Origin of the sequence: Demequina capsici (assembly GCF_032102965.1) — a bacterium.
GTDB classification, from domain to species: Bacteria; Actinomycetota; Actinomycetes; order Actinomycetales; family Demequinaceae; genus Demequina; species Demequina capsici.
Genome location: NZ_CP134880.1, coordinates 1,873,216 through 1,899,763 on the forward strand (window position 1 = coordinate 1,873,216; position 26,548 = coordinate 1,899,763).

General features: G+C 71.4%; 23 protein-coding genes. 11 read left to right on the forward strand and 12 right to left on the reverse strand.

Going from position 1 to position 26,548, the window contains the following annotated elements; translation table 11 throughout:
• Positions 1 to 14: 14 nt before the first annotated feature.
• On the reverse strand, positions 15 to 1,631 hold the full coding sequence (locus RN607_RS08980; RefSeq protein WP_313542011.1) for an ABC transporter substrate-binding protein: 1,617 nt from the start codon (positions 1,629 to 1,631) through the stop codon (positions 15 to 17).
• 32 nt (positions 1,632 to 1,663) lie between these two features.
• Positions 1,664 to 2,866, reverse strand: a complete 1,203-nt coding sequence (locus RN607_RS08985) for a metal-dependent hydrolase family protein (RefSeq protein ID WP_313496378.1) — start codon at positions 2,864 to 2,866, stop codon at positions 1,664 to 1,666.
• 241 nt (positions 2,867 to 3,107) lie between these two features.
• Between RN607_RS08985 and RN607_RS08990 the strand changes: the two genes are divergently transcribed.
• The 6 genes from RN607_RS08990 to RN607_RS09015 all read left to right on the forward strand — a co-directional run bounded on the left by RN607_RS08990 (position 3,108) and on the right by RN607_RS09015 (position 9,199).
• The gene (locus RN607_RS08990) at positions 3,108 to 3,599 is read left to right on the forward strand and encodes a PPC domain-containing DNA-binding protein (RefSeq protein ID WP_313496380.1); all 492 of its coding nucleotides are present in this window, start codon (positions 3,108 to 3,110) and stop codon (positions 3,597 to 3,599) included.
• A 26-nt stretch (positions 3,600 to 3,625) separates the two neighbouring features.
• Positions 3,626 to 4,357, forward strand: coding sequence for a GntR family transcriptional regulator (locus tag RN607_RS08995; protein ID WP_313496381.1), 732 nt, complete (start codon positions 3,626 to 3,628; stop codon positions 4,355 to 4,357).
• Between the two features lie 167 nt (positions 4,358 to 4,524).
• Complete coding sequence (gene add, locus RN607_RS09000) at positions 4,525 to 5,634, forward strand: adenosine deaminase (RefSeq protein WP_313542014.1); 1,110 nt, start codon at positions 4,525 to 4,527, stop codon at positions 5,632 to 5,634.
• Complete coding sequence (locus tag RN607_RS09005) at positions 5,631 to 7,427, forward strand: adenine deaminase C-terminal domain-containing protein (RefSeq protein ID WP_313542016.1); 1,797 nt, start codon at positions 5,631 to 5,633, stop codon at positions 7,425 to 7,427. The genes add and RN607_RS09005 overlap by 4 nt, the downstream gene beginning before the upstream one ends.
• Positions 7,428 to 7,454: 27 nt before the next feature.
• Positions 7,455 to 8,573 carry an acyl-CoA dehydrogenase family protein gene (locus RN607_RS09010; protein WP_313542018.1) on the forward strand — a complete coding sequence of 373 codons (1,119 nt, stop codon included), beginning with the start codon at positions 7,455 to 7,457 and terminating at the stop codon, positions 8,571 to 8,573.
• Positions 8,570 to 9,199, forward strand: coding sequence for a flavin reductase family protein (locus RN607_RS09015; RefSeq protein ID WP_313542021.1), 630 nt, complete (start codon positions 8,570 to 8,572; stop codon positions 9,197 to 9,199). Before RN607_RS09010 ends, RN607_RS09015 begins: the two co-directional genes overlap by 4 nt.
• Before the next feature lie 8 nt (positions 9,200 to 9,207).
• On the opposite strand, the gene RN607_RS09020 is transcribed toward RN607_RS09015, so the two are convergent.
• Positions 9,208 to 9,819 carry a TIGR00645 family protein gene (locus RN607_RS09020; protein WP_313496388.1) on the reverse strand — a complete coding sequence of 204 codons (612 nt, stop codon included), beginning with the start codon at positions 9,817 to 9,819 and terminating at the stop codon, positions 9,208 to 9,210.
• Positions 9,820 to 10,002: 183 nt separating this feature from the next.
• Positions 10,003 to 10,419 carry a nucleoside-diphosphate kinase gene (gene ndk / locus RN607_RS09025; protein WP_313496389.1) on the reverse strand — a complete coding sequence of 139 codons (417 nt, stop codon included), beginning with the start codon at positions 10,417 to 10,419 and terminating at the stop codon, positions 10,003 to 10,005.
• 68 nt (positions 10,420 to 10,487) lie between these two features.
• Between ndk and RN607_RS09030 the strand changes: the two genes are divergently transcribed.
• Positions 10,488 to 10,994, forward strand: coding sequence for an adenine phosphoribosyltransferase (locus RN607_RS09030; protein WP_313496391.1), 507 nt, complete (start codon positions 10,488 to 10,490; stop codon positions 10,992 to 10,994).
• Between the two features lie 36 nt (positions 10,995 to 11,030).
• On the opposite strand, the gene RN607_RS09035 is transcribed toward RN607_RS09030, so the two are convergent.
• Genes RN607_RS09035 through RN607_RS09045 form a run of 3 tightly spaced genes read right to left on the reverse strand, consistent with a single transcriptional unit; the run spans position 11,031 to position 13,332 of the window.
• Positions 11,031 to 11,504 carry a hypothetical protein gene (locus RN607_RS09035; protein WP_313496393.1) on the reverse strand — a complete coding sequence of 158 codons (474 nt, stop codon included), beginning with the start codon at positions 11,502 to 11,504 and terminating at the stop codon, positions 11,031 to 11,033.
• On the reverse strand, positions 11,501 to 11,938 hold the full coding sequence (locus RN607_RS09040; RefSeq protein WP_313542024.1) for a DUF4233 domain-containing protein: 438 nt from the start codon (positions 11,936 to 11,938) through the stop codon (positions 11,501 to 11,503). The genes RN607_RS09035 and RN607_RS09040 overlap by 4 nt, the downstream gene beginning before the upstream one ends.
• Positions 11,935 to 13,332, reverse strand: coding sequence for a bifunctional folylpolyglutamate synthase/dihydrofolate synthase (locus RN607_RS09045; protein WP_313542027.1), 1,398 nt, complete (start codon positions 13,330 to 13,332; stop codon positions 11,935 to 11,937). The genes RN607_RS09040 and RN607_RS09045 overlap by 4 nt, the downstream gene beginning before the upstream one ends.
• Before the next feature lie 85 nt (positions 13,333 to 13,417).
• Here RN607_RS09045 and RN607_RS09050 point away from each other — a divergent pair, with 85 nt between their 5' ends.
• Positions 13,418 to 14,338 carry a DUF2510 domain-containing protein gene (locus RN607_RS09050; protein WP_313542030.1) on the forward strand — a complete coding sequence of 307 codons (921 nt, stop codon included), beginning with the start codon at positions 13,418 to 13,420 and terminating at the stop codon, positions 14,336 to 14,338.
• A gap of 27 nt (positions 14,339 to 14,365) precedes the next feature.
• Here the strand turns inward: RN607_RS09050 and RN607_RS09055 are convergent, their stop codons facing one another.
• On the reverse strand, positions 14,366 to 15,826 hold the full coding sequence (locus RN607_RS09055) for a bifunctional folylpolyglutamate synthase/dihydrofolate synthase (protein WP_313496400.1): 1,461 nt from the start codon (positions 15,824 to 15,826) through the stop codon (positions 14,366 to 14,368).
• 261 nt (positions 15,827 to 16,087) lie between these two features.
• Here RN607_RS09055 and RN607_RS09060 point away from each other — a divergent pair, with 261 nt between their 5' ends.
• Complete coding sequence (locus tag RN607_RS09060) at positions 16,088 to 16,987, forward strand: aminotransferase class IV (RefSeq protein WP_313496402.1); 900 nt, start codon at positions 16,088 to 16,090, stop codon at positions 16,985 to 16,987.
• Positions 16,988 to 17,029: 42 nt separating this feature from the next.
• On the opposite strand, the gene RN607_RS09065 is transcribed toward RN607_RS09060, so the two are convergent.
• The 4 genes from RN607_RS09065 to ileS form a co-directional block, all read right to left on the reverse strand.
• Complete coding sequence (locus RN607_RS09065) at positions 17,030 to 17,224, reverse strand: hypothetical protein (protein WP_313542032.1); 195 nt, start codon at positions 17,222 to 17,224, stop codon at positions 17,030 to 17,032.
• A gap of 101 nt (positions 17,225 to 17,325) precedes the next feature.
• Positions 17,326 to 18,150, reverse strand: a complete 825-nt coding sequence (locus RN607_RS09070; protein ID WP_313542034.1) for a sulfurtransferase — start codon at positions 18,148 to 18,150, stop codon at positions 17,326 to 17,328.
• Between the two features lie 67 nt (positions 18,151 to 18,217).
• On the reverse strand, positions 18,218 to 19,150 hold the full coding sequence (locus RN607_RS09075; protein ID WP_313542036.1) for a pyridoxal-phosphate dependent enzyme: 933 nt from the start codon (positions 19,148 to 19,150) through the stop codon (positions 18,218 to 18,220).
• Position 19,151: 1 nt separating this feature from the next.
• Positions 19,152 to 22,319: an isoleucine--tRNA ligase gene (gene ileS, locus RN607_RS09080; RefSeq protein WP_313542037.1), complete on the reverse strand. Its 3,168-nt coding sequence runs from the start codon at positions 22,317 to 22,319 to the stop codon at positions 19,152 to 19,154.
• Between the two features lie 507 nt (positions 22,320 to 22,826).
• On the opposite strand from ileS, the gene RN607_RS09085 reads away from it, so the two are divergent.
• Together RN607_RS09085 and RN607_RS09090 are read left to right on the forward strand one after the other, a co-directional pair.
• Positions 22,827 to 24,449, forward strand: a complete 1,623-nt coding sequence (locus tag RN607_RS09085; RefSeq protein WP_313542039.1) for an MFS transporter — start codon at positions 22,827 to 22,829, stop codon at positions 24,447 to 24,449.
• 226 nt (positions 24,450 to 24,675) lie between these two features.
• On the forward strand, positions 24,676 to 26,526 hold the full coding sequence (locus RN607_RS09090) for an MFS transporter (RefSeq protein ID WP_313542041.1): 1,851 nt from the start codon (positions 24,676 to 24,678) through the stop codon (positions 26,524 to 26,526).
• The last annotated feature ends 22 nt before the right edge of the window (positions 26,527 to 26,548 follow it).

Sequence of the window (26,548 nt, forward strand, 5' to 3'; positions counted from 1 at the left end):
TCATGCTCCTTCTGTTAGCCGACGACCATGGCGTCGTAGAGGTTGATGCGGGCCGCGGAGTCGAAGGTGAGGCCTTCGACGTTCGCGGACGAGGCGTGCAGCTGCACGGTCTCGAGGGCGGGGATGACGTACGCCTTCTCCGCGACCAGCTGCTGGATCTGGTCGACGATGGCCTGACGGGCGTCGGTGTCGACCGTGGCGGCCTGCTCCTGCAGCAGCGACTCCAACTCAGGGTCGTCGACGATGCCCCAGCGCGAGGCAGAGTCGACCGACAGCAGGACGCGCAGCACGTCGGGGTCGGTGCGGGTCAGGCCCGCCCCGAGGGCGTCGTAGTCGCCCGAGGCGATGGCGCCGAAGAAGTCACCCGCGGAGACCATGTTGATCTGCATGTCGATGCCGTTGTCGGCGAGCTGCATCTGCGCCGCCTCGAGCACGTCCTGGGCGTAGAAGGCGGTGACGGTGAACGTGAGCGTCTGGCCGTCCTTCTGGTAGATGCCGTCGGAGCCGAGCGTCCAGCCGTCGGCCTCGAGCAGCGCCGCGGCGCCTTCGGGGTCGTAGGCCAGGGTGTCGCCGAGGTCCGTGTAGCCGGGGGTCGACGAGGTGAGGACGCTGGTGGGCGCCTGGCCGCTCGCGGAGCCGGTGAGGACGTTGATCTGGTCGCGGTCGAGCGACTTGGTGATGGCCTGGCGGACCGCCTCGTCACCCATGAGCCCGTGCGTGGTGTTGATGACGAACGAGTTGGGCACGCCGGGGTTGGCCGCCGCGTACAGGTGGAAGGCGTCGCCGGAGAACCGCGACTCGTCGATGTAGGGCACGTCCTGGATCAGGTCGTACTCGCCGGACTCGAGGCCGCCCGTGCGGACCGAGGCCTCGGTGATGATCGGGAAGGTCACCGAGTCGAGGTACGCCTCGCCGGTGTGCCCGCGCAGCTCCGAGCCCCAGTCGTAGCCGTCGCGCTTCACGATCTTGACCGAGTCGTTGACCGTGTAGGAGTCGAGCACGAACGGGCCGGTGCCGACGACGGACTGGCAGCGGTCCTCGGCGGACGCCGCGACCGTGTCGGCCGACAGGATGCCGAGGCTCATGGTCGTGGCGCCCTGCGCGAACTGCACGTTCGGCGCGGAGAAGTTCACCGTGAACTCGGTCTCCGAGGTGACGTCGGTGCCGGTGTAGCCCGCGAGGTAGGCGCTCGCGAGCGACGCGGACGAGCCGAGGGCCATGATCGCGTCGAAGTTCTCGGCGACGACCTCCGACGTGAGCGGGGTGCCGTCGGAGAAGGTGACACCGTCACGCAGGGTGAACGTGTACGCCGTCGCGTCGTCGTTCACCGACCAGTCGGAGGCGAGCCACGGGACGATGTCCCCGGTGGCCGGGTCCTGGTCGAGCAGCGAGTCCGTGAGCTGGCGGCCGATGTTGAGCGAGGTCGTCATCGAGGTCTGCTGCGGGTCGAGGCAGGTCGGGTCCTCCTTGATGGCGAACACGACGTCCTGCGCGGCCGCCGGGGTGCTCGAGGCCGAGACGGTGGCCTCGGTTCCCGACGAGCTGGAGCATCCGGCGAGCGCGGTGGCAGCGGCGAGCACGGCCGCTGGGGCCACCAGGTGCCGCCGACTGAGTCGGAAGGGGTTCGTCACTGGTCTTCTCCTTGCATGGGGGGTGTGTGGAGTCACTCCGGCAGGGCGCCGAAGAGGAGCTCGCCGCGGACCACCACGGCGACGATCGAGTCGGCGGTGAAGTCCTCCAGGGACTCCCATGGCCGTCCGCGGACGACGAGCATGTCGGCGCGCGCGCCCGTGGCGATACGGCCCAGGTCGGGCATGCCGATCGCGGCGGCCGCGTCCGAGGTGGCCGAGACGAGCGTGCGCTCGGCGGTCCAGCCGAAGAGCGACTGCATGTGGCGCAGCTCCTCGTGCTGATCGCCGTAGCGCACCATCACGCCGTTCGCGTCGGTGCCGAGCACGAAGCGGACGCCTGCCTCGGCGGCGCCGCGGAAGCGGTCGTCGCGCTCGGCCACGACGCCCGCGGCCTTCTCCGCGGCCTCGTCGGTCACGGGGATCTCGCGGGCGGCGATCCTGTCGTTGATGAGCAGCGTGGGCGCGATCGGGATGTTGCGCTCGATCAGCTCGTCCCAGTGCCGCGGAAGGATGCCGGTGCCGTGCTCGATCGAGTCGACGCCGTGCGTGAGGGCACGGTCGACGCCCTCCACCGTGTGGGTGTGCGCAGCGACGAGCATGCCGAGCGCGTGCGCCTCGTCGATCGTCGTCGCGATCTCCGCGTCGGTCTGGTTCCTCCAGCCGACGCCATCGCCCTGCGAGAGGACGCCACCGGACACGTGGATCTTGATGCCGTGCGAGCCTTGGCGCGCCCACTGTCGCACGAGCTTGCGGCACTCGTCGGGCGAGTCCGCGACCGGCGGACGGTGCGGGTAGTGGGGCGGGGTGAAGAGGTCCCCGTGGCCGGCGGTCATGCCGACGGTGCCGTGGACGCGCAGGCGCGGTCCTGGCACCAGGTGGTCGTCCAGGCCGCGCGCGGCGGCGAGCTGCACCTCGGACCCCGCGAGGTCCCGCAGGGTGGTGATGCCCGCGCGGGCCGCGTTCGCGGCGTGCTTGACCACGTGCAGCGACTTCTCCGCCGCGGGGGTGATGAGCGGCCAGGTGGCCCAGTCGGCGCGCCCGGTTCCTGCGCTCGAGTCGAGGTGCACGTGGGTGTCGATCATGCCGGGGATGAGGCTGAGCCCGCTGTCGTGCTCCGCGTCCGCGGCGGCGACCGACACGATGCCGTCGCCGTCCCACGAGACGGTCGACACGCCCCGGTCGGCGGTGCCGTCCCAGAGGCGGATCCCCGTCAGGGTGCGTGCGGTCGTGCTCATGGTCGGCTCCGATCGTTCTCGGTCAGGTGGTGGCGGCGGACGTCGGCGTCAGGCGACACGCTAACCCGTCCGAGAGGGACGAATGTCAACAAGTCGAAAACGTGACGAAGAGTTAACGCCCCCGAAACGCAAGGATTCAGCACGAACGACCGTGGAAACACGGGCAGGCATAGGATCGCTCCACTCGCCTTGTCGATAAGTGACAAGTTGCCGCACACATGTCGAAAGGATCCACATAGCCATGCGGACCTCGCTCCTCACCGTCGGCAGGCGCCTCGCGCTGGCCCTCGAGCCTGGCGACGACGTGCTCGCCTCGATCGCCGCCGCCTGCCGCGAGCACGACATCTCTCAAGGCGTGATCGTCACCTGCAGCGGCGCGTTCCGACGTGTGCGTCTGATCGCGACCACAGGCGCGCCTGGTCCGGACCCCGACGAGCCGCTTCAGGACCACGTGGACGTCACCTTCGCCGAAGGGATCGGTTCCGGCACGGTCGTGACGGACGGCTCTGGCGAGCTGTCGGTGCACCTCCACGTCGCCGTCGGCGTGCGCACCCAGGCAGGCGCAGCGTACGCGGGCCACGTCCTGGAGGCCGAGGCGCAGTACGTGGTGGAGCTGGTGCTCGACGAGGTGACGTCGCCGCGCATGACCCGGACCGCGACCGAGGCGACCCGGGGCGTGCCCGCCTGGGACTTCGCGACCTCTTCCGTCGCCGCGGCCGGGCCGCTAGCCTGAGCCGAACGACGACTGCGAGCAACCACGTGACCTACCTGCCCTTCTCCTCCCCGAGCGTCGACTCGATCCAGATGCAGCTGCTGCGCTACGCGCGGGAGGCCGCCGCGAGTCGCGCCCCGCTCCCGGGCGAGCTCGAGCTCACCGCACGGCTGGGCTGCACACGGCAGCAGCTGCGCAACGCGATGGCGGGGCTCGAGCGTCAAGGCATCGTCCGACGCCGCCAGGGCACCGTGACCACGGTCGACCCGATCGCGTTGCGCATGAGCGTGCGCCTCGAGGAGCAGTTCGAGCACACCGACCTGCTCAACCGCCTGGGCTACCGGGCGGAGGTGGACGTGCTGTCCTCAGAGACGATCACCATCCCGTCGCACATCGCGGCGCTGATGGAGCTGCCGACCGACACGCTGATCGCCTCTGCGCGGAAGCGCTGGCGCGCCGACGGCCAGGTGGCGATGATCGCGCACAACTCGCTGCCCCTGCCCGGCGCGATCGAGGTGGACCCCGCCGAGTCGATCTTCGACGCGATCGCCCGTATCCATGGCGAGGCCGTGGTGTGGGAGGTGACGACGCCCGGCCTGGCGCGCCTCGACGAGACGCTGGCGGCACAGTTCGAGCGCGAGGTCGGCGAGCCGGTCATGACGTTCGAGTTCGTGGGCATCGGCGCGAGCGGCAAGCGGCTGCTGCACTCGATGGAGTACCACGACCCCCAGCTGGTCAGCTACTCGATGGTGAGGACCGCGCGCCCGCCGTGGGCATGAGCCACGCGCTCCCCCTCGCCGCCACTTGTCTACCAGTTGGCGGCGAAGTCTTCCGAAAGGCCGTCTTCCCCGCGGTCACTGTGCGTAAATTTCACTCAGGTTACGTCTGTGAAAAACCTTTGGTCTCGGCTTGTCAACAAGTGGCCCATCGGGGGTACGGTGGGCCCATGTCAGCCCCCACCGCATCCCACCGCACCGCGCCCCGCATCGACGAGGAGCTCATCCGCACCCTTCCGAAGGCGGAGGTGCACGTCCATCTCGAGGGAGGCATCGCGCTCGCCGACCTCCTGAAGCTCGCGAAGGACAACGGCGAGCACCTGCCGGGCCCGGCCGCCACGCTCTTCGACGTGTCCACGCACGACGAGTTCGCCATGCCGGACCTGACGACGGGAGGCGGCGCGGGCGTCGGCACCGGCGGCCTCAGCGGCTTCCTGAGGTTCCTCGACTGGCAGTGCGGCCTGGTGCGCACGGCGGACCAGGCGGCCCGGGTGGCGTACGCCTTCGCCGCGCGCCAATCGGTATCGGGGGTCCTGTACACGGACGTCATCGTCAACCCCACCCACTGGCACGCCTGGCTGGGCCGCGAGATGGCGCTGATGGACGCCATCACCGCCGGCTTCGACGAGGCGGAGCAGGATGGGCTGTGCTCCGTGGGGATCGCCTGGTCCCTGCTGCGCAGCCAGACCAGCACCGACGCCCGCCAGGTGGTCGAGTCCCTCGTGGACGCGCGCCCTTCGCGCGTCATCGCGCTGTCGGTCGACGGCGACGAGAAGGTCGCCGGCCGCACCGGGACCAAGTTCGAGGAGGCCTTCCGGCTCGCCAAGGCGGCGGGGCTGCGCCGCACGGTGCATGCCGGCGAGTCGTCGGGCCCGGAGGGCGTGTGGGACGCGCTCGACCTGCTCCAGGCCGAACGGATCGACCATGGCGTCCGCGCCGTGGAGGACCCGCTGCTCGTGGAGCGGCTCGTCGCAGACGGCATCCCGCTCGGCATCTGCCCCCGCTCGAACCTCACGCTCGGCGTCTACTCCGGCTGGGACACCCACCCGATCCGCGCCCTGATGGACGCGGGGGTCAAGGTCACGCTGAACACGGACGACCCCGAGCCCATGGGCACCACGCTCGTCCACGACTGGACGGCCGCGGCGCGCGAGTACGGCTGGGGACTGGACGACATGGCAGGCTTCGCCGCACGATCGATCGACGCGAGCTTCGCCACCGAGGACCTCAAGGCCCAGATGCGGAGCAGGCTCGCCGCCACGGTGGAAGGGCTGCGATGACCCTCAAGCACGACCTGTATCCCACGACGCCCGAGCTGGCACGCCTCCGCGCGGTCGCCGCGGGGCAGGAGCAGGCCGACCTCATCATCCGGGGCGGCCTGGTGCAGTCCCCCGGCACGGAGGAATGGCTGGAACGCGATCTGGTGATCGCCGGCCGCCACATCGCCGCCCTCACGCCGTGGGGACACTTCCCCACCGCCGCAGAGGAGATCGACGCCTCAGGCAGCCACGTGGTGCCCGGCTTCATCGACGCGCACCTCCACATCGAGTACACGAACCTCACCCCCGGCGAGCTGGGCCGCGTGAGCGTCCCCCGCGGCACGACCACGGTGCTCACCGACCCGAACGCCGCCGCCAACATCTGGGGCGAGGACGGGCTGGGCCTCATGCTCGACACCACGACGCCGCTGCGGATCCTGCACCAGGTCTCCCCCACCGCACCCGCCTCCGACACCCTGGAGCGCGGCGGAAAGCGGGTGCCCGAGTCCACGGTGCTCGCCCGGCTTGCGCAGGACGCGGCGGTGACGCTCGGCGAGGCGAACCCGTTCGACTACTCCGAGGTGTCCACCGCGCGCTACCGCGAAGCGCTCGTCAACGGCCGTCGCATCACCGGCCACACCGCCGCGCAGACCCACGAGACGCTGTGGGGCTACCTCGCCGCCGGGGTGGGCGACGACCACAACTCCGTCACGATCGACGAGGTGCTCGAGCGCACCAGGCTGGGCGCGATGATCACGGTGATGGGCTCATCGCTGAGCGACAACACGCTCACGATCTTCTCCGACCTGGACAAGGTCGCACCGGCGCTCAGGAGCCTGTGCTTCTGCGCCGACGACAAGCAGGTCACCGACCTGGTCCGCGAGGGTCACATCGACCACCATGTCCGGCAGGCGATCCGGCTGGGCGTCGACCCGCAGCTCGCGTACCGGATGGCCACCACGCAGCCCGCGCACTACTACCGGCTGGACCAGGTCGTGGGCGTCCTCGCTCCGTCGCGGCTGGCGGACGTGCTCGTCATCCCTGACCTTGCGGACGTGCGTCCCTCCTACGTTCTCAGCTCGGGCACCGTCGTCGCACGCGAAGGCGAGTGCCTGTTCCGCAACGACGACGTGCTTCCCGACTGGGCGCGCGACACGATGCACCTGCCCGCATCGCGGGACCCGGCGATCCTCGAGGCGTACGTGGACGACGATCGCACGGAGGTCGACGTGCGCGCGATGGAGCTGTACCACGGCTACTTCAAGCGCGCCGTCACGGCCACCCTGCCCGTCATCGACGGATCGATCCAGGCAGACCCGGCGCAGGACATGCTGAAGATCGCGATCATGGACCGCCACCACGCGAGCGGCGAGCGCGGCATCGGGTTCGTGCGCGGCTTCGGGCTGACACGTGGCGCCATCGCGGTGAGCATGAACTGCATGAACATGAACATCGCCGTGGTCGGCACCACCGACGCGGACATGCTCCACGCGATCGACGCGCTCGACGCGATGGGCGGCGGCTTCGTCGCAGTCGCGGACGGGGAGATCCTGGCGGCGGTGCCGCTGCCGATCGGCGGCGTCATGAGCGATGCGCCGTTCGAGCAGACGAACGCCGCGCTGCTGGACGCCCACGCCGCCGCGGCTTCGCTCGGCTGCCCCATGCGCGCGCCGTTCATCATCCTGTCGTTCGTCGGCATGTTCGTGGTCCCCGAGATCGGCCTCACCGAGCTGGGCCTCGTCGACGTCGGCGCGCAGGCGTTCATCGACCTCGTGCTGCCGGACGACCACGCCGCGTCGTCCTCGCACCTCTGAGCTCATCCCCGACCCAAGGAGTCCCCCATGATCGCACCCAGCCCCACCTCCGTCCCCGCCGACGAGCAGCGCTGGATCGACGTCGTCGACGAGATCGCGCCCGAGCTGGCGGCGACCGTCGCACAGGACGACGTCGACGCGCGGATCCCGCTCGAGCACCTGCAGCGCCTCCACGCGACCGGCCTCGACGCAGCCTTCCTGCCCCGCGAGCACGGCGGCGAGGCGCTGTCGTATGCCACTCTCGTCGGCGTCGTGCGTCGCCTGGCGCAGGCGCACCCGTCGGCCGCGACCCTGTGGCTGATGCACCTGGGCGCCGCGCACGCGCTCGTCACCATGTCGAACGCCGAGTCGAGCGCCTTCTTCGCCGCGGAGCTGAAGGCGGGCGCGCGGTTCGCGAACGCCCTGTCCGAGCCCGGCGGCGGCAACCTGTTCCTCACGTCGCAGACCGATGCGACGCCCGCAGGCGCCGACTGGTCGTTCACCGGCCGGAAGATGTTCATCTCCGGCTCGGAGGTCGCCACGCACCTGCTCCTCAACGCCCGCGTCGACGGCGCGCCCGGCTTCTTCGGCGTGACGATCGACGGCACGGTGTCCTTCCCGCCGATCGACGAGACGATGGGCATGCGCGCCACCCGCTCCCGCGGCGTCGCGTTCGACGGCACCCTGCTTCGGCAAGACCGTGCCTGCGCTCCCCCGGCGCCGACCTACGCGAACCTCATCACCGTCGGCTTCGCCTTCATCTCGATCGGCATCGCCGAGGCCGCGCTGCTGCAGCTGCGCGCAGGCGCGACGAAGGCGAAGCCCGGTGCCTCGTCCACCCTCGCCGAGGCGCAGTGGGTGCGCATGGAGACAGGCATGATGTGGGCCGAGGTGCAGGCCGCCGCGGCGCTCGCCGAGCGTGCCGCGTGGCTCGCCGACCAGGGCGACGAGGGCTGGCTGCGGGCGGCGACCACGTCCAAGATGCTCGCCAACGAGGTGGCCAAGAAGGCCGCGGCACTGGCGGTGCGCGTCGCCGGCGGAGGGGGCTACCTCACCAAGTCCCCCGTGCAGCGGATCGCGCGCGACGCGCAGGCAGGGGCGCTCATGGCCTACTCGGTGCCGTTCAGCCAGGAGATGGTCGGCGGCTGGTTCCTCGACCGGTCATGAACGACGTCCCGCAGGGCCCTCGCGACGACGTGCTCGCCGCGCACATCGCCGGGGTGCTGGTCGATGTGTTCGACCACGAGCCGGAGGCCGTGTCCGCGAGGGCGAGGGAAGGCGCCGCAGCGACCCGTGCCGAGGACGAGGCGCTGCCCGTGCTCGCGCCCGCGGATCTCAAGGCCGCGCTCGGTCTGTTCGCCTCCGGCGTCACGGTGGTGAGCGGCATGCACGAGGGCAGGCCGGCGGGGTTCACGTGCCAGAGCTTCTTCTCGGTGTCGCTCGAGCCACCCCTGATCGCGTTGAGCGTGATGGCGACGTCGACCACGTTCCCCCTGATCCGCACCGCGGATCGGATCGCGGTCTCGGTGCTCGCGGACGATCAGCGGGCCACGTCGAGCACGTTCGCGCGGTCGGGAGGCGACCGGTGGGCCGGGATCCCTTGGACGCCGTCTCCGGGCGGGGCGCCGGTGCTCGACGGCTCGCTCACCTGGTTCGAGTGCAGGATCGAGAGCGAGATCGAGGCGGGCGACCACACCCTGGTGATCGCCCGCATCACGGCGCTCGGCCCGCGCCGACCCGATGCCGCGCCGCTGGTGTACGCGGCGGGCGCCTATCGCACGCTGCAGGACTGAGCGCCTGCTCAGTCGGCGGGTGGGCCCTCGAGCCTGGGCACCTCGACGAACTGGGTCTTCACGGATGTCGGGTGATCCTGGTTCGCCCTGGCCAGCAGGACGTCACGCTTGGCGGACATGTAGTCCATCACCGAGAACAGGACGCCGGAGATCACGAAGGTGAGATGGAGCCCGATCCGCCACGCGATGGCGGTGTAGTCGACGTCCTTCTCGTCCGCGATGTCGACGAAGTTCTTGAGGAGCAGGATCACGGAGATCGCGACCAGGGAGCCGATGAGCTTCATCTTCAGGCCGGAGAAGTCCACATGGCCCATCCACGAGGGACGGTCCACCGAGTCCTCGGCCGCGGAGATCTTGGAGACGAAGTTCTCGTAGCCCGCGAAGATCACGATGAGGATCAGGTTGCCCAGCAGCGCGATGTCGATCAATGTGAGGATGCCCACCGTGATCTCGTCGGTCGGGGTGGAGACGGTGATGGTGGTCACCATCTTCCACAGCTCGATCATGAACTTGATGGACACTCCGAGCAGTGCAGCGGCGAGGCCCAGGTACATGGGCGCGAGCAGCCACCGGCTGGCGAAGATCGCCCTCTCCACGTTGTCTTCGATCAGATCCCTCACGGCATCGCTCCCTCAGCGTCGTGCAGCAGTCCCCTCTCGGGGTGCGCGGCGGCGCCACGATGCGGGGACATCGGAGCCCCAACGACCGGCGCCGAGGGACTGTGCTCGCAGGATACCTGGCAGGGCATGCCGGAGGAAGGGCTCCGGATGGATTCGTGTGAGAACGCCGGACAGGCGACCGCGTCAGAGCTCGGGGAACCAGATCTCGATCTCGCGCGCGGCCGACTCGAGCGAGTCCGATCCATGCACCAGGTTCTGCATCACCTTGAGGCCCCAGTCGCGTCCCAGGTCGCCGCGGATGGTGCCAGGCGCCGCGACCGTCGGGTCCGTCGCGCCGGCGAGGGACCGGAAGCCCTCCACCACCCTCTGGCCCTCCGCGACGATCGCGAGCGTGGGGCCGGAGAGCATGAACTCCACGAGCGCCTCGTAGAACGGCTTGCCCGCGTGCTCCTCATAGTGCCTGCCGAGGATCTCGGGCGTCGCCTGCCGCAGCTCGACGGCGACGAGCCGATACCCCTTCGCCTCGATGCGACGCAGGATCTCGCCGGAGAGGCCACGGTGGACGCCGTCGGGCTTGACCAGGATCAGTGTGCGCTCCATGGGAACGACCCTACCGGGCGCGGCGGCACGCACGAGCCGTCTGCGCTCCACGTGCCAGGATGGTCACCATGATCACGCTCGAGGACTTCGACACGTATCCCGACTTCCCCATCGAGGGGATCCTCTTCTACGACATCGCACCCATCCTCGCGAGCCCCGAGCGATTCCGGGAGGCGTGCATCGACCTCATGCCGCCTCGCGACGCGCAGGTGGACATCGTCGCCGGCGTGGATGCGCGCGGCTTCATCTTCGCGCCCGTGGTGGCGCAGACGCTCGGCGTGGGCATGACGATGGTGCGCAAGAAGGGCAAGCTCCCGGGCGAGCTCCTGGAGGCCGACGCGACCATCGAGTACGGCGCCTCGGAGCTCGTGATCAACCCGAACGGCATCGCGGGCAGGCACGTGCTCGTGATCGACGACATCCTGGCGACGGGCGGCACCGCCCGCGCGGTCGCGGAGATGCTGGAGAAGGCGGGTGCTGCGAGCGTGCGCTTCAGCTTCCTCATGGAGATCGGCGACCTGCCGGGCCGCGAGGCCCTCGCGTCCTACGAGGTCGCGTCCGTCGTCGTCATCTGAGCCGGGCGCTGCGCCGGCCCCGCACGGGCACCCAGGTCAGGCGTTCACGTGCGCGTGCTTGTAGCCGGGCGCCCACCGGGCCGCCGCGAGCACCGTGCATGCGCCGATGAGCGCGCCCATCACCACCTGGAAGGCGACGTACCCCTGGTTGGGATCCACTGGGACCACGGAGAGCGACCTGATGTACGCGGCATGCGTGGCGATCGCGGTGAGCAGGGCCGACGCGGCGAGCCCGCCGACCACGGCCAGCAGCCAGATCGGCGCCTGGGACGTTCCAGGGTTCTCCCTCAGGAACCGCGACCAGTGGAGCAGGCTGTAGAAGCCCGACAGGCTGGTGGCCGACAGGCCGAGGAAGAGGATCACGTAGATCCTCACCGGAGGCTCGCTTCCTGATCCGTCGGCGAAGGTGAGCAGGACGGTGCGCTCGAGGGCCCAGAACATCATGCTGAGCCCGACCACGCCGGTGGCCAGCAGGCCGCCGAGGGTCCAAAGCAGTCGGGACACGCTCATGGGGCCTCCGCCTCGCCGGAACCACCGGCACGCGAGGACGACGCGGCGACCTCGCGCTCCGCACGCTCCCGGTCGATGCGGCCTCCGATGCTGAGCGCCATGATCCACAGCACCAGGAACACCGCGCCGATCGCCGCGATCGCGGGCACCACGATCCCGGCGATGAGCATGGGCGCCTGGAGCACCCAGCCGAGCCACCTGCCCCAGGGACGCTGCTGCACGCCGGCCGCGACCAGGAGCAGCGCCAGCAGCACGAAGCCGCCCAGCACCACGGCCATCACCGACGCGTACGAATGGTCGTTCAGCGCATCGCCCTTGGCGAGGCCGAAGGCCGTGAGCGCCGCGAAGAGGGCGACGAACGCCTGCAGCGCGAGCACCGCCTGGGTGAACACGAGGGTCGCGGGGCGCTGCCGCCGCGGCTGGGTCTCGGTCATCGGGCCTGGCCCGCCCCCTTCCGCTTGTCGGCGCTGAGCAGGATCCGCGCCTCTGCGACGAGCGTGATGGAACCGACGACGAGCACGCCCGCTCCCATGTCGTGGTCGCGCTCCGCGCGCTGCACGGCGGCGTCGAGCGCGTCGGGCACGCGCTGCTCGACCGTCACGCGGTCGTCGCCGAACACCTCGCGCGCGATCTCCCCGAGCTCGTCGGCAGGGACGGCGCGCGGCGACGACGACGCGGTGATGACGACGTGGTCGAGCGCGGGCTCGAGCCCCGCGAGGATCGACTCTGCGTCCTTGTCGCGCAGGATGCCGACGACTCCCACGAGCGCCTCGAAATGGAACGACTCCTCAAGCGCGTCGACCAGCGCGTCGATGCCGTGCGGGTTGTGCGCGGCGTCGACGAGGATCATGGGCGAGGTGCGCACGGCCTCGAGGCGTCCGGGAGAGGACACCGCGGCGAAACCGGCCTCGACGACGGCGCCGTCGAGCGCCCGAGGCTCCCCACCGTCGGCCAGCAGCGACTCCACCGCCGCGAGGGCCAGCAGGGCGTTCCCCGCCTGGTGCGCGCCGTAGAGCGGCACGAACAGCTCGGCGTAGGTGGCCGCAGGGGTGCGGAGCGTGACGAGCTGTCCACCGACGCCGGGCTGACGGTCGACCACCTCGATCTGCTCCCCCTCCCACAGGGCGCTCACGCCCACGTCGGCCACCGCGTGCCGCAGCACCGGGACCACCGGTTCGGCCTGCTCGGCGATCACGGCCACGCTGCCAGGCTTGATGATCCCTGCCTTCTCGGCGGCGATGTCCGCGAGCGTGTCGCCCAACCACTCCGAATGGTCCATCGCGACCGGTCCGATCACGGCCACGTCGGCGTCGGCCACGTTCGTCGCGTCCCAGGTGCCGCCCATGCCGACCTCGACCACGGCCACGTCGACCGGGGCGTCGGCGAAGGCCGCGTACGCGAGGACCGCGAGCACCTCGAAGAAGCTGAGGCGGGGGCCGCCCTCCTGCTGGGAGCGTGCGTCGACCAGGTGGATGATCGGGGCGACGTCCTGCCACAGGCGCACGAACGCGTCCTGCGCGATCGGTTCGCCGTCGATCTGGATCCGCTCCCTCACCGACGTCAGGTGCGGCGACGTGAAGAGCCCCGTGCGCAGCCCGTGCTCCCGGATCAGGGACTCGGCCATGCGCGCGGTGGACGTCTTGCCGTTGGTGCCGGTCACGTGCACCACCCGGAATATGCGCTGGGGGTCGCCCAGGGCCTCGCACGCCGCCTTCACACGATCGAGCGTCGGCTCGAAGTCGTGCTCAGGGTTGCGGGAGAGGATGTGGGCGTAGATCTCACGTTCGGCTTCGTCCAGCGACAGGCCGCCGAGGTCCAGGTCCGTCATGCGCACCAGTGTCCCATGGATGGTGGACGACGGGGCGTGGGCGTACGCTGGCGCCGCCCGTTTCGCACGGCATGGGAGGCAAGCCATGGACCCGACGACGCCCGCCGCTGGCTGGTATGCGGACCCGACGACGCCCGGGACCGCCCGCTGGTGGGACGGCACGCAGTGGACGGAGCACACCACGCCGCTGACACCGCCCGAGCCGGCGGCGCGGCCTGAGACGGGCGCGCACGCGGCGCAGGCACCTTCCAGCGCGTCGCCGATGTCGGAGGCCGGCCCGGAGCACGCTGCCGCCCCAGCGGTCGGCGCAGGTGACACGTTCCTGCCTGAGGAGGGCTTCGAGCCCGAGCCGCTCGGCCCGGTGGGGCACGCCCCCGATCTCGTGCCCACGGGACAGGACCCGTCTGTCGCGAAGCAGCCGGCCCTCGCGCCAGGCACGCCGAGCGCTGTCGTGGAGCCGTGGCAGACGCAGGAGCCCACCGCGCCTTGGGGCGCCTCAATCTGGGACCCGAGCAGCGCCTCGCTTCCCGCACCGACGCCGGTCCGCAAGGGAGTGCCGCGCGCGGTGACGCTCGGCATCGTCGTCGGACTTCTCGCCGTGCTGATCGGGGGCGGGCTGCTGGCGTTCGCGAAGCTCGGCTCCCTTGCGGACGGCACCACCGACGACGGGGCCGGCAGCGGCGTCCCCGGCTACGGCGATCAAGTGGACAAGGCCTCCGACACGGCCGCGAGCGCCGACGTGCAGACCATCGCCACACAGGTGGAGGCCTACTTCACCGAGTACCCCAGCGGGTCGGTGCCGCATTTGAGCGTGGTGGGCGGCAACTACGTTCTGACGGACTCCACGACCACCTGGGAGGTAGGGCCGGTCTCCGACGGCGTCACTCCAGGCGGCGTCACCGGCAGCGGCCTGAGCGACTTCTGTGTCTGGGTGACCTCGGCGAGCGGAACATCGTTCCACGCCGGGCTGGCGACCGCGGCGACGCAGGGTGCCTGCCAGGGGTGATCGTCACGCCGTGACGCGAGCCGACGGCTACGCGGGCTGAGGCTCTGAGGCGCCGCCGTCCGCCGCCTCGTCGCTGTGGCGACGCTGCGCGGTGGACAGGGTGGCCTCGGTGACCGGCGCCATCGCCTGCGCGGCGAGCTCGCGCCGTGCCTGGCCGACGAGCGTGATGGATCCGGCGACGAGCACGCCGGCGTTCTCTCCATGCGCCGCAGCGAGAGCACGCGCCTCAGCGAGCGCGGTGGCGACGTCGGGCGCCGCGCTGACGCGCTCCTCGCCCATCGCGCGCCGCGCGTGCTCCACGAGCACGTCCACCGGGAGCGCACGGTGCGACTCCGTGCGGGTGACGACCGCGTGGTCCAGGATCGGCGCGAGGCCCTCGAGGATGCCCACGTAGTCCTTGTCGCCGAGCACCGCGACCACGCCGACCACCTTCGTAAGCCCGAAGGCCTCGTGGAGCGAGCGCGCCAGCGCCTCGATGCCGTGCGGATTGTGCGCGGCGTCGCCGATGACGATCGGGTCGGCTGCGATGACCTCGAGCCGTCCAGGCGAGGTCGCCGCCGCGAAGCCGCGCGCCACCACCTCGGGGTCGAGCGAGCGCGGCACGCCGTCACCGAGCGCGACCTCGACCGCGGCGAGCGCGGTGAGCGCGTTCTGCGCCTGGAAGTCGCCATGCAGCGGCACGAGCACGTCCTCGTAGGTGGCTGCGGCGGTGCGCAGCGTGACGATCTGTCCGCCTGGAGCGACGCGACGCGCCTCGATGCTCATGTGCGCGCCCTCCCAGAAGATGGACGCCCCGCGGTCCGCAGCTGCGGCCGTGATGATCTCAGCGGCCTCATCCCTCTGGAGGGCGGACACGACGGTGGCGCCGGGCTTGATGATCCCGGACTTCTCGGATGCGACGCCCGGCAGGCCGCCGGTGAAGTAGCCGTCGTGGTCCAGCGCCATCGGGGTGAGGACGGCGATCCTTCCGTCCCCCACGTTCGTGGCGTCGCGGCGTCCGCCGATGCCGACCTCGATCACTGCCACGTCGACGGCGGCGTCGGCATACGCGGTGAAGCCGAGCACGGTGAGAACCTCGAAGAAGCTCATGCGGGGGCCGCCGCGCTGCAGCGACGCCGCGTCGACCGCGTGGATGGCGGGTGCGACGCGCTGCCACAGGCGGATCAGGTCCTCCTGCGGGAGCGGGCGTCCGTCGATCTGGATGCGCTCGCGCAGCGTGGTGAGGTGGGGCGACGTGTAGAGGCCCGTGCGCTGCCCGGAGGCGCGCAGCAGGGACTCGATCATGCGGCTGGTGGAGGTCTTCCCGTTGGTGCCCGTGACGTGCACGATGCGCAGCGAGCGCTGCGGATCGCCGAGCATCCCGAGCGCCTCGGAGACGCGTAGGAGCTTGGCCTCGTGGTCGGCCTCGGGGTGGCGGGCGAAGATGTGCGAGTCGATCTCTCGCTCAGCCTCAGCGAGGCTGATCTGGGGGAAACCTGCGGTGGTCACCGAGCAATTCTGAGGCACGGGAATGGGTGCTCGTGACCATTCCACACATGAATTTTCGGCGACATCCGATGCCGACATGAAGTGCCTGGTACATACCTCTTCTTGAGCGGGTTCTCGAGGCGCTGCGGGCGACCGTCACGCCCCCTGCAGGCCTCCCGGCCGACGTCACGGTGAGAGCGCGCCCACGGCGCCGCCCACGCGCACACGGGGTGTCGCTCCCGCCGTCGTCCCGCTAGCGTGGCGGTGACGAAGGGAGCCCCCATGCGCACGCTCGTCCTGTGCGGATCCCCCGCGCTCGGCATGCCCGCCTCGCCGTCCCGGCTCATCGATCCCACCACCCCGCTGGCGGGCGCGACGGACCTGGGCCTCACCCGCGGTGACGGGATCTTCGAGTCCGTCGGGATCCACCACGGCAGGATGCACGACCTCGAGCCTCATCTGGAGCGTCTCGCCCAGTCGGCGCGCCTGATGGACCTGCCCGCGCCGGACCTCGCCGTGTTCAGGGACGCGATCTCCCAGGCTGTCGACGCACTGCTGGCCGGCGTGGACCACGTGCCGGTCACCGCGCTGTGCAAGATCGTGTACACCCGCGGAGAGGAGGCTGCGGCTGCCGTCGCGCCCGGCCGACCGCTGGGGTTTGCGCTCGCCTACGAGTTCCCCGACCCCACCGAGGCGCGCAGGCGCGGCACGTCCGCCCTCACGCTGACCCGCGGGTACCCGCTGGGGATCGGCGCGGTGGCGCCGTGGCTCACGGTCGGGGCGAAGACGCTGTCCTACTCCGTCAACATGGCCGCGCTGCGCCATGCGGCGGCCCAGGGCGTGGAGGAGGTCGTGTTCACCACGACCGACGGATTCGTGCTCGAGGCGCCGCGGTCCACCGTGGTCATGCGTCGAGGAGACGTGGTGACCACTCCGTCGATCGAGGGCGGCCTGCTGCATGGCACGGCGCAGCGCGCGGCGTTCGACGCCTTCGAGGCGCTGGGACTGTCCACGGAGTATCGCGACGTGCGGGTCGAGGAGCTTGCGGGGGCGGACGCGCTGTGGCTCGCCGACTCCGCGTTCCTGCTGCGACCGTTGCACCACCTCGACGGACGCAGGCTCGAGGTCGACGAGGCCCTGACCGGCGCGGCGATCGACCTCATGCTGGCCGCAGGTTCCTGACCGGCCTGCACCGCGCCCTCACGGCGAGGACGCGCGCCGGGGTCAACGGACTGCGAGGCCCAGCAGCACCAGGATCGCTCCGACTCCCGCGACCACCATCGGCAGGGGGACCCGGGGGATGCGCTCCTCCCAGCGGGGCAGCCATGCGACGCGCGCAGGGCTCGCGTATGTCCCCTGCGCGCTCGTGGCCCGCTCGCGCGGCTCGGCGACTGGATCCTCGTGCGTCGTGCTCCCCATGGCGTCCCCCTTCTGGTGCACCCATGGTGGCACGCGATGCCGCACGGTCCCGGGACGTCGCCCTCAGGATCATCCGGCGCGGCGCGGCGGCGCGGGACGCCTCAGGGGGTCGGGCCTGTGGCGACGGGACGGCCCTGGTGCGACCATGCGGACCATGAGCCCGGGTACAGCGCCACGTCGGCGATCCCGGCGATCTCCATCGCCGCGATCTGGTGCGCGGCGGTGACGCCCGACCCGCAGTAGACGGCGGTCGTGTCCGCCTGGGCACCCAGTCCCGTGAAGCGGGCGGCCAACGCCTCGGGCGGGAGGAAGCGTCCGTCAGGCTGGGAGTTCTCGCTCGTGGGCGCGTTGACCGCGCCGGGGATGTGCCCCGCGACGGGGTCCATCGGCTCGACCTCGCCCCGGTACCGCTCACCCGCGCGTGCGTCCAGCAGCAGCCCGTCGTAGGTCGCCGCCTCGTCGGCGTCGATGACCCCCATGACGCCCCAGCCGAGGGAGACGGCGCCTGCCGTCGGCGTGACGACGCCCGCCTCCACGGGCTGACCGGCCGCGACCCAGGCCGCGTAGCCGCCGTCGAGGATGCGGACGTCCAGGTCGGCGTGCCGCAGCAGCCACCATGCGCGCGCGGCGCCGAACGAAGGTCCGCCGTCCATGACGACGACGCGGTCGTCGTCGTTCACGCCCCACGCGCGTGCAGCCTGCTCGAGCCGTTCCCGGGTCGGTAGCGGGTGCCGCCCCTCGGTCGGGTCGCCGTGGGTGGACAGCTCGGTCTCGAGGTCGACGTAGACGGCGCCGGGCACATGGCCCGCCGCGAACTCGTCACGCCCGTCGGGCTGCGCCAGCGCCCACCGCACGTCGAGCACGCGCGGAGGGTTCTCGTCTGCGAGCTCGGCTGCGAGCGCCTCGACGGATACCAGGACGGTCATGCGGTCTCCTCTGGTCGTGCGGCCTGGCTCCCCTGCCGCGTGCGTGGCGCGCCGGGGTGGCCGACGCTCATCCGAACACTCCTGTGGACAGGTAGCGGTCGCCGCGGTCGGGGGCCACGAACAGCACCACGGATCCCGGGTTCTCGGCGGCCAGGTCGATCGCGACGGCGGCAGCGCCGCCGGCGCTCAGCCCGAGCAGCAGCCCCTCGTTCCTTGCCAGCGCGCGGGCGGTCTCGACGGCACGCTCGCCTGCGACCTCGCGCACCCCGGCCAGGTGGGTGGCGTCGAAGATCGACGGCAGGTACTCCTGGGGCCATGCGCGGATGCCGGGGATGGACGCTCCCGGCGCCGGCTGGACGCCGTAGACCTGCACGTGCGGCGCGATCGAGGCCAGCCCGCGGGAGACGCCGGTCACGGTGCCCGTGGTCCCCATGGTGCAGACCACGTGGCTGACGAGACCACGGGTCTGATCCCAGATCTCGTGCGCCGTGGCGTGCTCGTGAGCGGCCGGGTTCGCGGGATTCGAGAACTGGTCGAGCCGCACCGCACCGCGCTCCCGCTCGATCTGCGCGGCCACGTCCCGGGCATGCTCCATGCCCTGCTCACGCGGAGTCTCCACCACGTCTGCGCCGTACGCGCGCATCGTGTCCAGCCGCTCCTGCGACGACCCCTCGGGGATCACGAGCACGAAGCGGTAGCCGAGCACCGCCGCGGCGGCCGCGAGCGCGATGCCGGTGTTCCCGCTGGTCGCCTCGACGATCAGGTCTCCTGGCGCGATCAGCCCGTCCCGCTCGGCGGCGGCGATCATGGAGAACGCGGGCCGATCCTTGACCGAGCCCGCGGGGTTGTTGCCCTCGAGCTTGGCGAGCACGGTGGAGCCTGGTGGCGCCAGGCGCTGCAGGCGGACGATGGGAGTGCCGCCGACGGCGTCCGCGAGCGTGGGGAAGGCGCCCGGCGCGTCGGCCGGGCGACCCTCCTTCGCTCCACGCGCGTCGCTCATGTCAGGCCTTCGTCACCGAGATGGTCTGATCGCCCTCCGTCACCGTCACCTCGGTGGCGAGCACCTCGCCTGCGATGAGCTCGCGGTAGGTCTCGACCGCGCTCACCCTGTCGGCGGGCACGGTGAGCGCGAGGACGATGCGGTCGCCCACGTTCAGGCCGGCGGCCTTGCGCTCGTCCTGGATGGCGCGGATGAGGTCGCGCGCGAAGCCCTCGGCCTCCAGCTCGGCGGTGAGGGCCGTGTCGAGCAGCACGAAGCCCCCGCCCGGCAGCACCGACGCGACCGGCGCGTCGTCCCCTTCGCCGCCGATCACGGTGACGAGCTCGTACTCGCCGTCGGCGAGCACGATGCCGCCCGACGTGACGGCTCCGTCCGCCTCGGACCAGTCGCCGGTCTTGGATCCCTCGATGGCCTCCTGGACCTGCTTGCCGATGCGCGGTCCGGCGGCGCGGGCGTTGACCGTGAGGCGACGCTCCACCGGGTTCGCCTCGGTGAACGCCGCCTCCGTCACGAGCGAGACGGCCTTGACGTTGAGCTCGGAGGCGATGAGGGTGGCGTACGCCTCCAGCGCTGCCGGGTCCGCGACGGCCACCTCGAGCAGCGGGAGAGGCTGGCGCACGCGGATCTGCTCCCTCTTGCGCAGCGCGTGCGCCGAGGAGACGACCTCGCGCACCTGGTCCATGACGCTGCCGAGACTGTCGTCGTGCCAGGCGGCGGGTGCGACCGGATAGTCGGTGAGGTGCACCGAGCGCTCGCCTGTGAGCCCGCGCCAGACCTCCTCGGTGGTGAGGGGCAGCAGCGGAGCCGCGAGTCGCGAGACGGATTCGAGCACCGTGTACAGGGTGTCGAACGCGTCCTGGTCCTCGTCCCAGAAGCGGTCGCGCTGGGTGCGGACGTACCAGTTGGTCAGCAGGTCCATGTACTGGGACAGCGCGTCGGACGCGCCGGGCACGTCGAACTCGTCCATCTGCGCGGTGACGGTGTCCACAAGCTCGGCCGTCTTGGCGAGCACGTACCGGTCCATGACGGGCAGCGAGGCTACCCTCGCGTCGTCCATGGCCGTGCCGAGCACGCCCTTGCCGCCGTTCGCGGCGCCCGCGTAGAGCGTGAAGAAGTAGTACGTGGACCACAGGGGCAGCATCACCTGTCGCACGCCCTCACGGATGCCCTGCTCGGTGACGATCAGGTTGCCGCCGCGCAGGATGGGCGAGGCCATGAGGAACCAGCGCATGGCGTCGGAGCCGTCGCGGTGGAAGACCTCGTTCACGTCCGGGTAGTTGCGGCGCGACTTGGACATCTTGGTGCCGTCGTCGCCCAGGACGATGCCGTGAGAGATGCAGGTGGTGAACGCGGGCCGCTCGAAGAGCGCCGACGCGAGCGTGTGCATCACGTAGAACCAGCCGCGCGTCTGGCCGATGTACTCGACGATGAAGTCCGCGGGGTTGTGGCTGTCGAACCACTCGCGGTTCTCGAACGGGTAGTGGACCTGCGCGAACGGCATCGACCCGGAGTCGAACCACACGTCGAGCACGTCCGGGATGCGACGCATGGTCGCCTTGCCCGACGGGTCGTCAGGGTTCGGACGCGTGAGGTCGTCGATGTACGGACGGTGCAGGTTCGGCTCGCCCTTCTCGTCGAGCGGCAGGCGTCCGAAGTCCGCCTCGAGCTCGGAGAGCGAGCCGTACACGTCGATGCGCGGGTGCGCCGGGTCGTCGGAGATCCACACGGGGATGGGCGTGCCGAAGTAGCGGTTGCGGCTGACGGACCAGTCGCGCGCGCCCTCGAGCCACTTGCCGAACTGGCCGTGCTTGATGTGCTCCGGCACCCACGTGATCTGCTCGTTGAGGCTCACCATGCGGTCGCGGAAGTCGGTGACGCGGATGAACCACGAGCTCACGGGCTTGTAGATCAGCGGGTTGCGGCAGCGCCAGCAGTGCGGGTAGCTGTGGTCGTACGTCTCGTGGCGGACCACGACGCCGGCCTCCTTGAGGTCGGCGATGATCTGCTTGTTCGCCTCGAAGACCTGCACGCCCTGGTATTCGGGGACCAACGCCGTGAAGCGGCCCTTCGCGTCGACCGTCTCGACGGGATGCACGCCCTTGGCGTTCAGCAGCGCGAGGTCGTCCTCGCCGTAAGGGGCCATGTGCACCAGACCGGTGCCGTCCTCGGTGGAGACGAAGTCGGCTGTCCAGGCGCGGTGCGCGTTCTCGTTCCCCGCGAAGTGCGGGAACGGCGGCGTGTACTGGAGCCCGTCGATGTCGGCGCCCTTGACGGTGGCCAGCGTCTCGTAGGCCTCGCCCAGCTCGCGGGCGTAGGCACCCACGCGCGAGGCGGCGAAGATCAGCTTGCGGCCCGCGAACGCGCCCTCGGCGGGGCGGACGACGACGTAGTCGATGTCGGGGCCGACGGCCGCGGCCAGGTTGCTCGGAAGCGTCCACGGCGTGGTGGTCCAGACGACGAGCTCGGCGCCCGCGAGGTCGCCGGGACCGTCCACGAGCGGCAGGGTCACGGTGAGCGCCGGGTCCTGACGCATCGCGTACACGTCGTCGTCCATGCGGAGCTCGTGGTTGGACAGCGGGGTCTCGTCGCGCCAGCAGTAGGGCAGCACGCGGAAGCCCTCGTATGCGAGGCCCTTGTCGTACAGCGACTTGAAGGCCCAGATCACGGACTCCATGAAGGTCACGTCGAGCGTCTTGTAGTCGTTCTCGAAGTCAACCCAGCGGGCCTGGCGGGTGACGTACTCCTCCCACTCCTTCGTGTACTTCAGCACCGACGTCCTGCACGCCTCGTTGAAGGCGGCGATGCCCATCTCCTCGATCTGCGACTTGTCAGTGATCCCGAGGATGCGCTCCGCCTCGAGCTCGGCGGGAAGCCCATGGGTGTCCCAGCCGAAGCGGCGCTCGACCTTCCTGCCGCGCATCGTCTCGAAGCGCGGCACCACGTCCTTGACGTAGCCGGTGAGCAGGTGACCGTAGTGCGGGAGCCCGTTCGCGAACGGCGGGCCGTCGTAGAAGACGAACTCCTCAGCCTCCGCGCGGTTGTCGATCGACGCCTGGAACGTCCCGTCGGCCTTCCAGTACGCGAGCACGTCCTCCTCCATGGAGGGGAAGCTCGGCGAGGCGGGGACCTCGGCGGTGGGCCGGTGAAGCGGATAGCGGGCGTCGCTCATGCGCGGGTGTCCTTCTGCTGCGGGTGGTGCGTCGACTCGGGGCCGGACGCTGGCGTCTGGCTCCTGCGAGGACGCTCGCCTCCGGCTCGGCCGGGGGCACGCGCGGTACCACCTCGCTTGCCGCTCTCCCCTGCCTCGCAGGCGGATCGCGGCCGCTCATGCCCCGCTGTCACGGGACGGACGCTGTGACGGGCTGCCCGTGCGGTTCTACCGCCCGACGCTGGTGGCCGGGTTTCTTCCGCAAGCTCGCCGGTGATGGCCGGGTCGACGCTGGTGGGTTCAGTGTAGCCCGCGCGCCGTGGCGGTCGCCGCAGGCTCGGGCGCTGTGACGCGCGACACGGACCGTCGACATCGCCCACCGGGGAACATTACGCTGGAGACGCTGGTTCCTTGAGGACCAGGATCCACGCGATCCCGCCGGGCGGCGCAGCCCTTCACACGCCGCCCCGCCGCTCGCGGGCACGGCGTCCGCCCTTGCCCCGCGACCCGCATTGGACGTCCTCGCCCTTGTCCTCCACCACACGCACCCTCGAGCTTCCCGCGCTCGATGGCCTCCTTGACCGCGCCGTGCCCTCGCACCTCGACCCGTCGGCCGTCCACGAGGCGGAGCCGACGACCGTCACCATCCCCCTCGCGGGGGGAGCCGAGGCCGTGGTCGTCGACGAGCCTGAGCCCCAGGTCCGGCCGCTCAGCACGCTGACGCTGTCACCCCGACGTGCCCGCCTGGCGCTCGGAGTGCTGGCCGCCGGCGCCTTCGCCACCGGCGCGAACGAGGCATCGATCGTGGCGCTGAGCACGTCGATCTCCACCGGCCTCGGCATCCCGGTGGCGCAGGTCGGCATGCTCGCCACCGCGTTCGCCCTCACCGTGGTCGCCTCAGCCGTCCCTCTCACGCTCCTCACCGCGCGGCTGTCCGCGCGCACCACGCTCACGGCCACGCTCGGGGTGTGGACGCTCGGAGTGGGCATCGCCGCGAGCGCAGGTTCCTTCGCGCAGCTCGCCGCGGGCCGGGTGGTGTCGGGCGCCGCGCACGCGCTGTTCTGGGGACTCGTCGCGCCCACTGCCGCGAGCCTCTTCGCGCCGCACCTGCGGGCGATGACGGTCACCCGGATCATGGTGGGCGGCGCGGCGGCAGGCGTCGTCGGCACGCCGCTCGTCACCGTCGCGGGAACACGTCTCGGATGGCAGGCACCGTACTGGGGTTTCACGGCGGTGGGCCTCCTGCTCGTGGCGGCGCTCGCGCTCGCACTGCCCGGTCGCGCGCCTCACGAGCCGGCCGAGCCGAGCGGCCCGGATCCCGCGCCGACCTCGCACACCAGGGGCGACGTGCCGTCGCATCGGGACTTCCTGCGGGTGCTGAGCGTCGCGTTCCTGGCACAGGTCTCGATGTCAGCCACATGGACCTACATCGCCTCGTTCTACACCGAGGTGGCGCACGTGCCCACCTCGGCGGTGCCGATCCTCTTCGCGCTCGGCGGGATCGTGGGCGTCGGCGCGACGCTCGCCGTCGGGCCCCTGCTGGCCCGACGCGCCGTGCACAGCGTGGGCCTGGGGATCGTGGGCGTCGCGCTCGCCTGGATCCTGCTGGCCACCGGCACCCCCTGGGGCGCAGCGACGGGCCAGGTGGCGCAGGCGGCCGGCTGGGCCGTCCTCGTCGCGGCGCTGCTGAACTGGGCGATGCGGCACACGCCGTGGCGCACCGACCTGGGAGCCAGCACGTTCATGATGACGTCCAACTCCGGGGCCGCGATCGGCCCGCTGCTGGGCGGGCTCGCCCTCGCCTCCTTCGGCCTGCGCATGCTGCCCCTCGTGTCGCTGCTGCTCACGGCGGTGGCCGCGGTGGTCGTGGGGACGGTCGACCCGAAGGTGGTGCGTCGGCTCGCCGTCTCGCGCCGCGTGCGCATGGCGCTGGAGCGTCGAGAGGACCTCCGTGCACGACGCGCGGAGTGGAAGGTCCGGACCGCTCCGGCGCGCGCACGATCCATCGCTGCGGCCTGGGGCGTGGGGCAGGCGGCGGCGCGGCACGCGGCCGTGCAGGCGCGTTCCCGCACCGTGGTCGTGGCGCGCGCGGCCTCCGATCAGCATGCGGCGTCGTCGCAGTCCGCGGATCCCTCGCCCGACCAGCCCTGACATCGGCCTCAGGGCCGCCGTGCGGACGCTGTGCAGTGCGTCACCGGAGGGCGCTCGGGCATCGACTCGAGGGCACCTGGAACCGTAGGATACGAGTCGTCGTTCTCAAGATTGCAGATCTTCTCGATCCGATCGAGAGGCGGCACCCACACCCCCTCTTGAGGCCCGTCCCCGCGGGCCCGTGACGCTTCACCCTGCCCGCACCACCCCAGACTGGAATCCGCCGTTGTCCGCCACGACCCGCACGCTCGAGCTGCCCTCGCTCGACGCGTGGCAGCACACCCACCCCGCCGCGCAGGCGGCACCGCGCGAGCCTTTCGACCCTGAGCCGACCACCGCGGCGATCCCTGTCACCGGCGCCGCCGAGGCGATCGTCGTCGACGAGCCCGATCCGGGCTTCCGCTCCCTCACGGCGCTGACCATGTCCCCGCGCCGCGCACGCGCCGCGCTCATGGCACTCGCCGCAGGCGCCTTCGCCGCGAGCGTCAACGAGGGAGCCGTCGTGGCGCTCACGCCGTCGATCTCGGCGAGCCTGGGAGTGCCGATGGCCCAGGTGGGCGTCCTCGTCACCGCCTTCGCGCTCACGGTCGTGATCGCCGCGGTGCCCCTGACGATGCTCGCGGGACGATTCGCGGCCCGCACCACGCTCACCGCGACGTTCGTCGTGTGGACCGCCGGCGTGGTCGTGGCCGCGACCGCCGGCTCGTTCGCCCAGCTCGCCGCGGGCCGCATCATCTCCGCCGCGGCGCACGGACTGTTCTGGGGCGTGGTCGCACCGACTGCGGCGAGCCTCTTCGCGCCGCACCTGCGCGCCATGACCGTCACCCGTGTCATGGTCGGAGGATCCGTGGCCGGCGTGATCGGGACCCCCCTCGTCACCGTGGCCGGTGAGACGGTGGGCTGGCAGGTCGCCTTCGTCGCGCTCGCGGCGATCGGCGTGGCGCTGGTGATCGCCCTGGCGCTCACCCTGCCCGGCCGTGCCAGGAACGACGACGACTGCACGGATGCCGACGCGAGGCCGCGCGCGCCGCACACGATCGGCGACGTGCCGTCGCTGCGGCACTTCGCGAGGGTGCTGGCCGTCACCTTCACCATGCAGGTGGGCATGGCGATCACGTGGACGTACATCGTCGCGTACTACACGGGTGCAGGCGGCGTCCCCAAGTCCGCCGTCCCGCTGCTGTTCTCGTTGGGCGGCATCGTGGGCGTCACCTCCACCCTGCTCATCACCCGCTTCCTGGCCCGTCACGCCGTCCAGACGGTGGGCCTCGGCGTGGTGGGCGTGGGGGTCGCCTGGATGCTCCTCGCGGTCGGCCAGCCGTGGGCCACCGTGGCCGGACAGGTGACCGTGTCGTTCGGCTGGGCCGTGCTCATGGCGGGCCTGCTCAACTGGGCCGTGCGCCACACGCCGTGGCGCACGGACGTCGGCTCCAGCGTCTACATGGTGACGGCCAACCTGGGCGCCGCCGTCGGCCCGCTGGTCGGGGGCTACGTGGTCGCCACGTTCGGCCTGGCGCTGCTGCCCGTGGTGTCGCTGGGCCTCACCGCCGTGGCCGGGGTGCTCGTGGTCACCGTCGACCCGACGGTGGTGCGCCGCCTCGCCGTGCCCCGGCAGGTCCGCATGGCGCTCGAGCGCCGCGAGGAGCTCCGTGCGCGCAGGCGGGAGTGGAGCAGACGCGCGGGCGCGCCCACGCACCGTCCCGTCGCCGCGGCGTGGGCGGTGGGCCAGAACGCCGCGCAGCAGCCCGGCGCAGAACGACGATCGCTGATGGCCGGCGTATGGACCCGACCCTGGGTCAACGCACGCCTCGCCTTCCCCGGCTACCGCTGGCAGGCTCACCACCGAGCCCGGTCGCGTCGGCTCGACGCCGATGAGGCGCTTCTGACGGCTCACGCGACGCGGCTGGCCGTCCTCCGGGACGATGCGGCGGCTCACGCCGTGCGGCTCGCCGCCCAGGAGCACGTGGCCGGATCGGACGCGGTGCTCGCCGACGACGCGAACGAGGCGCTGACATGCCGTCCCGAGGAGCAGGTCGCCGCCTTGCAGGCGCTCGACCCGTACCGCGCCGACGCCTGAGCGATGCCCCCGGCCCGCGCGG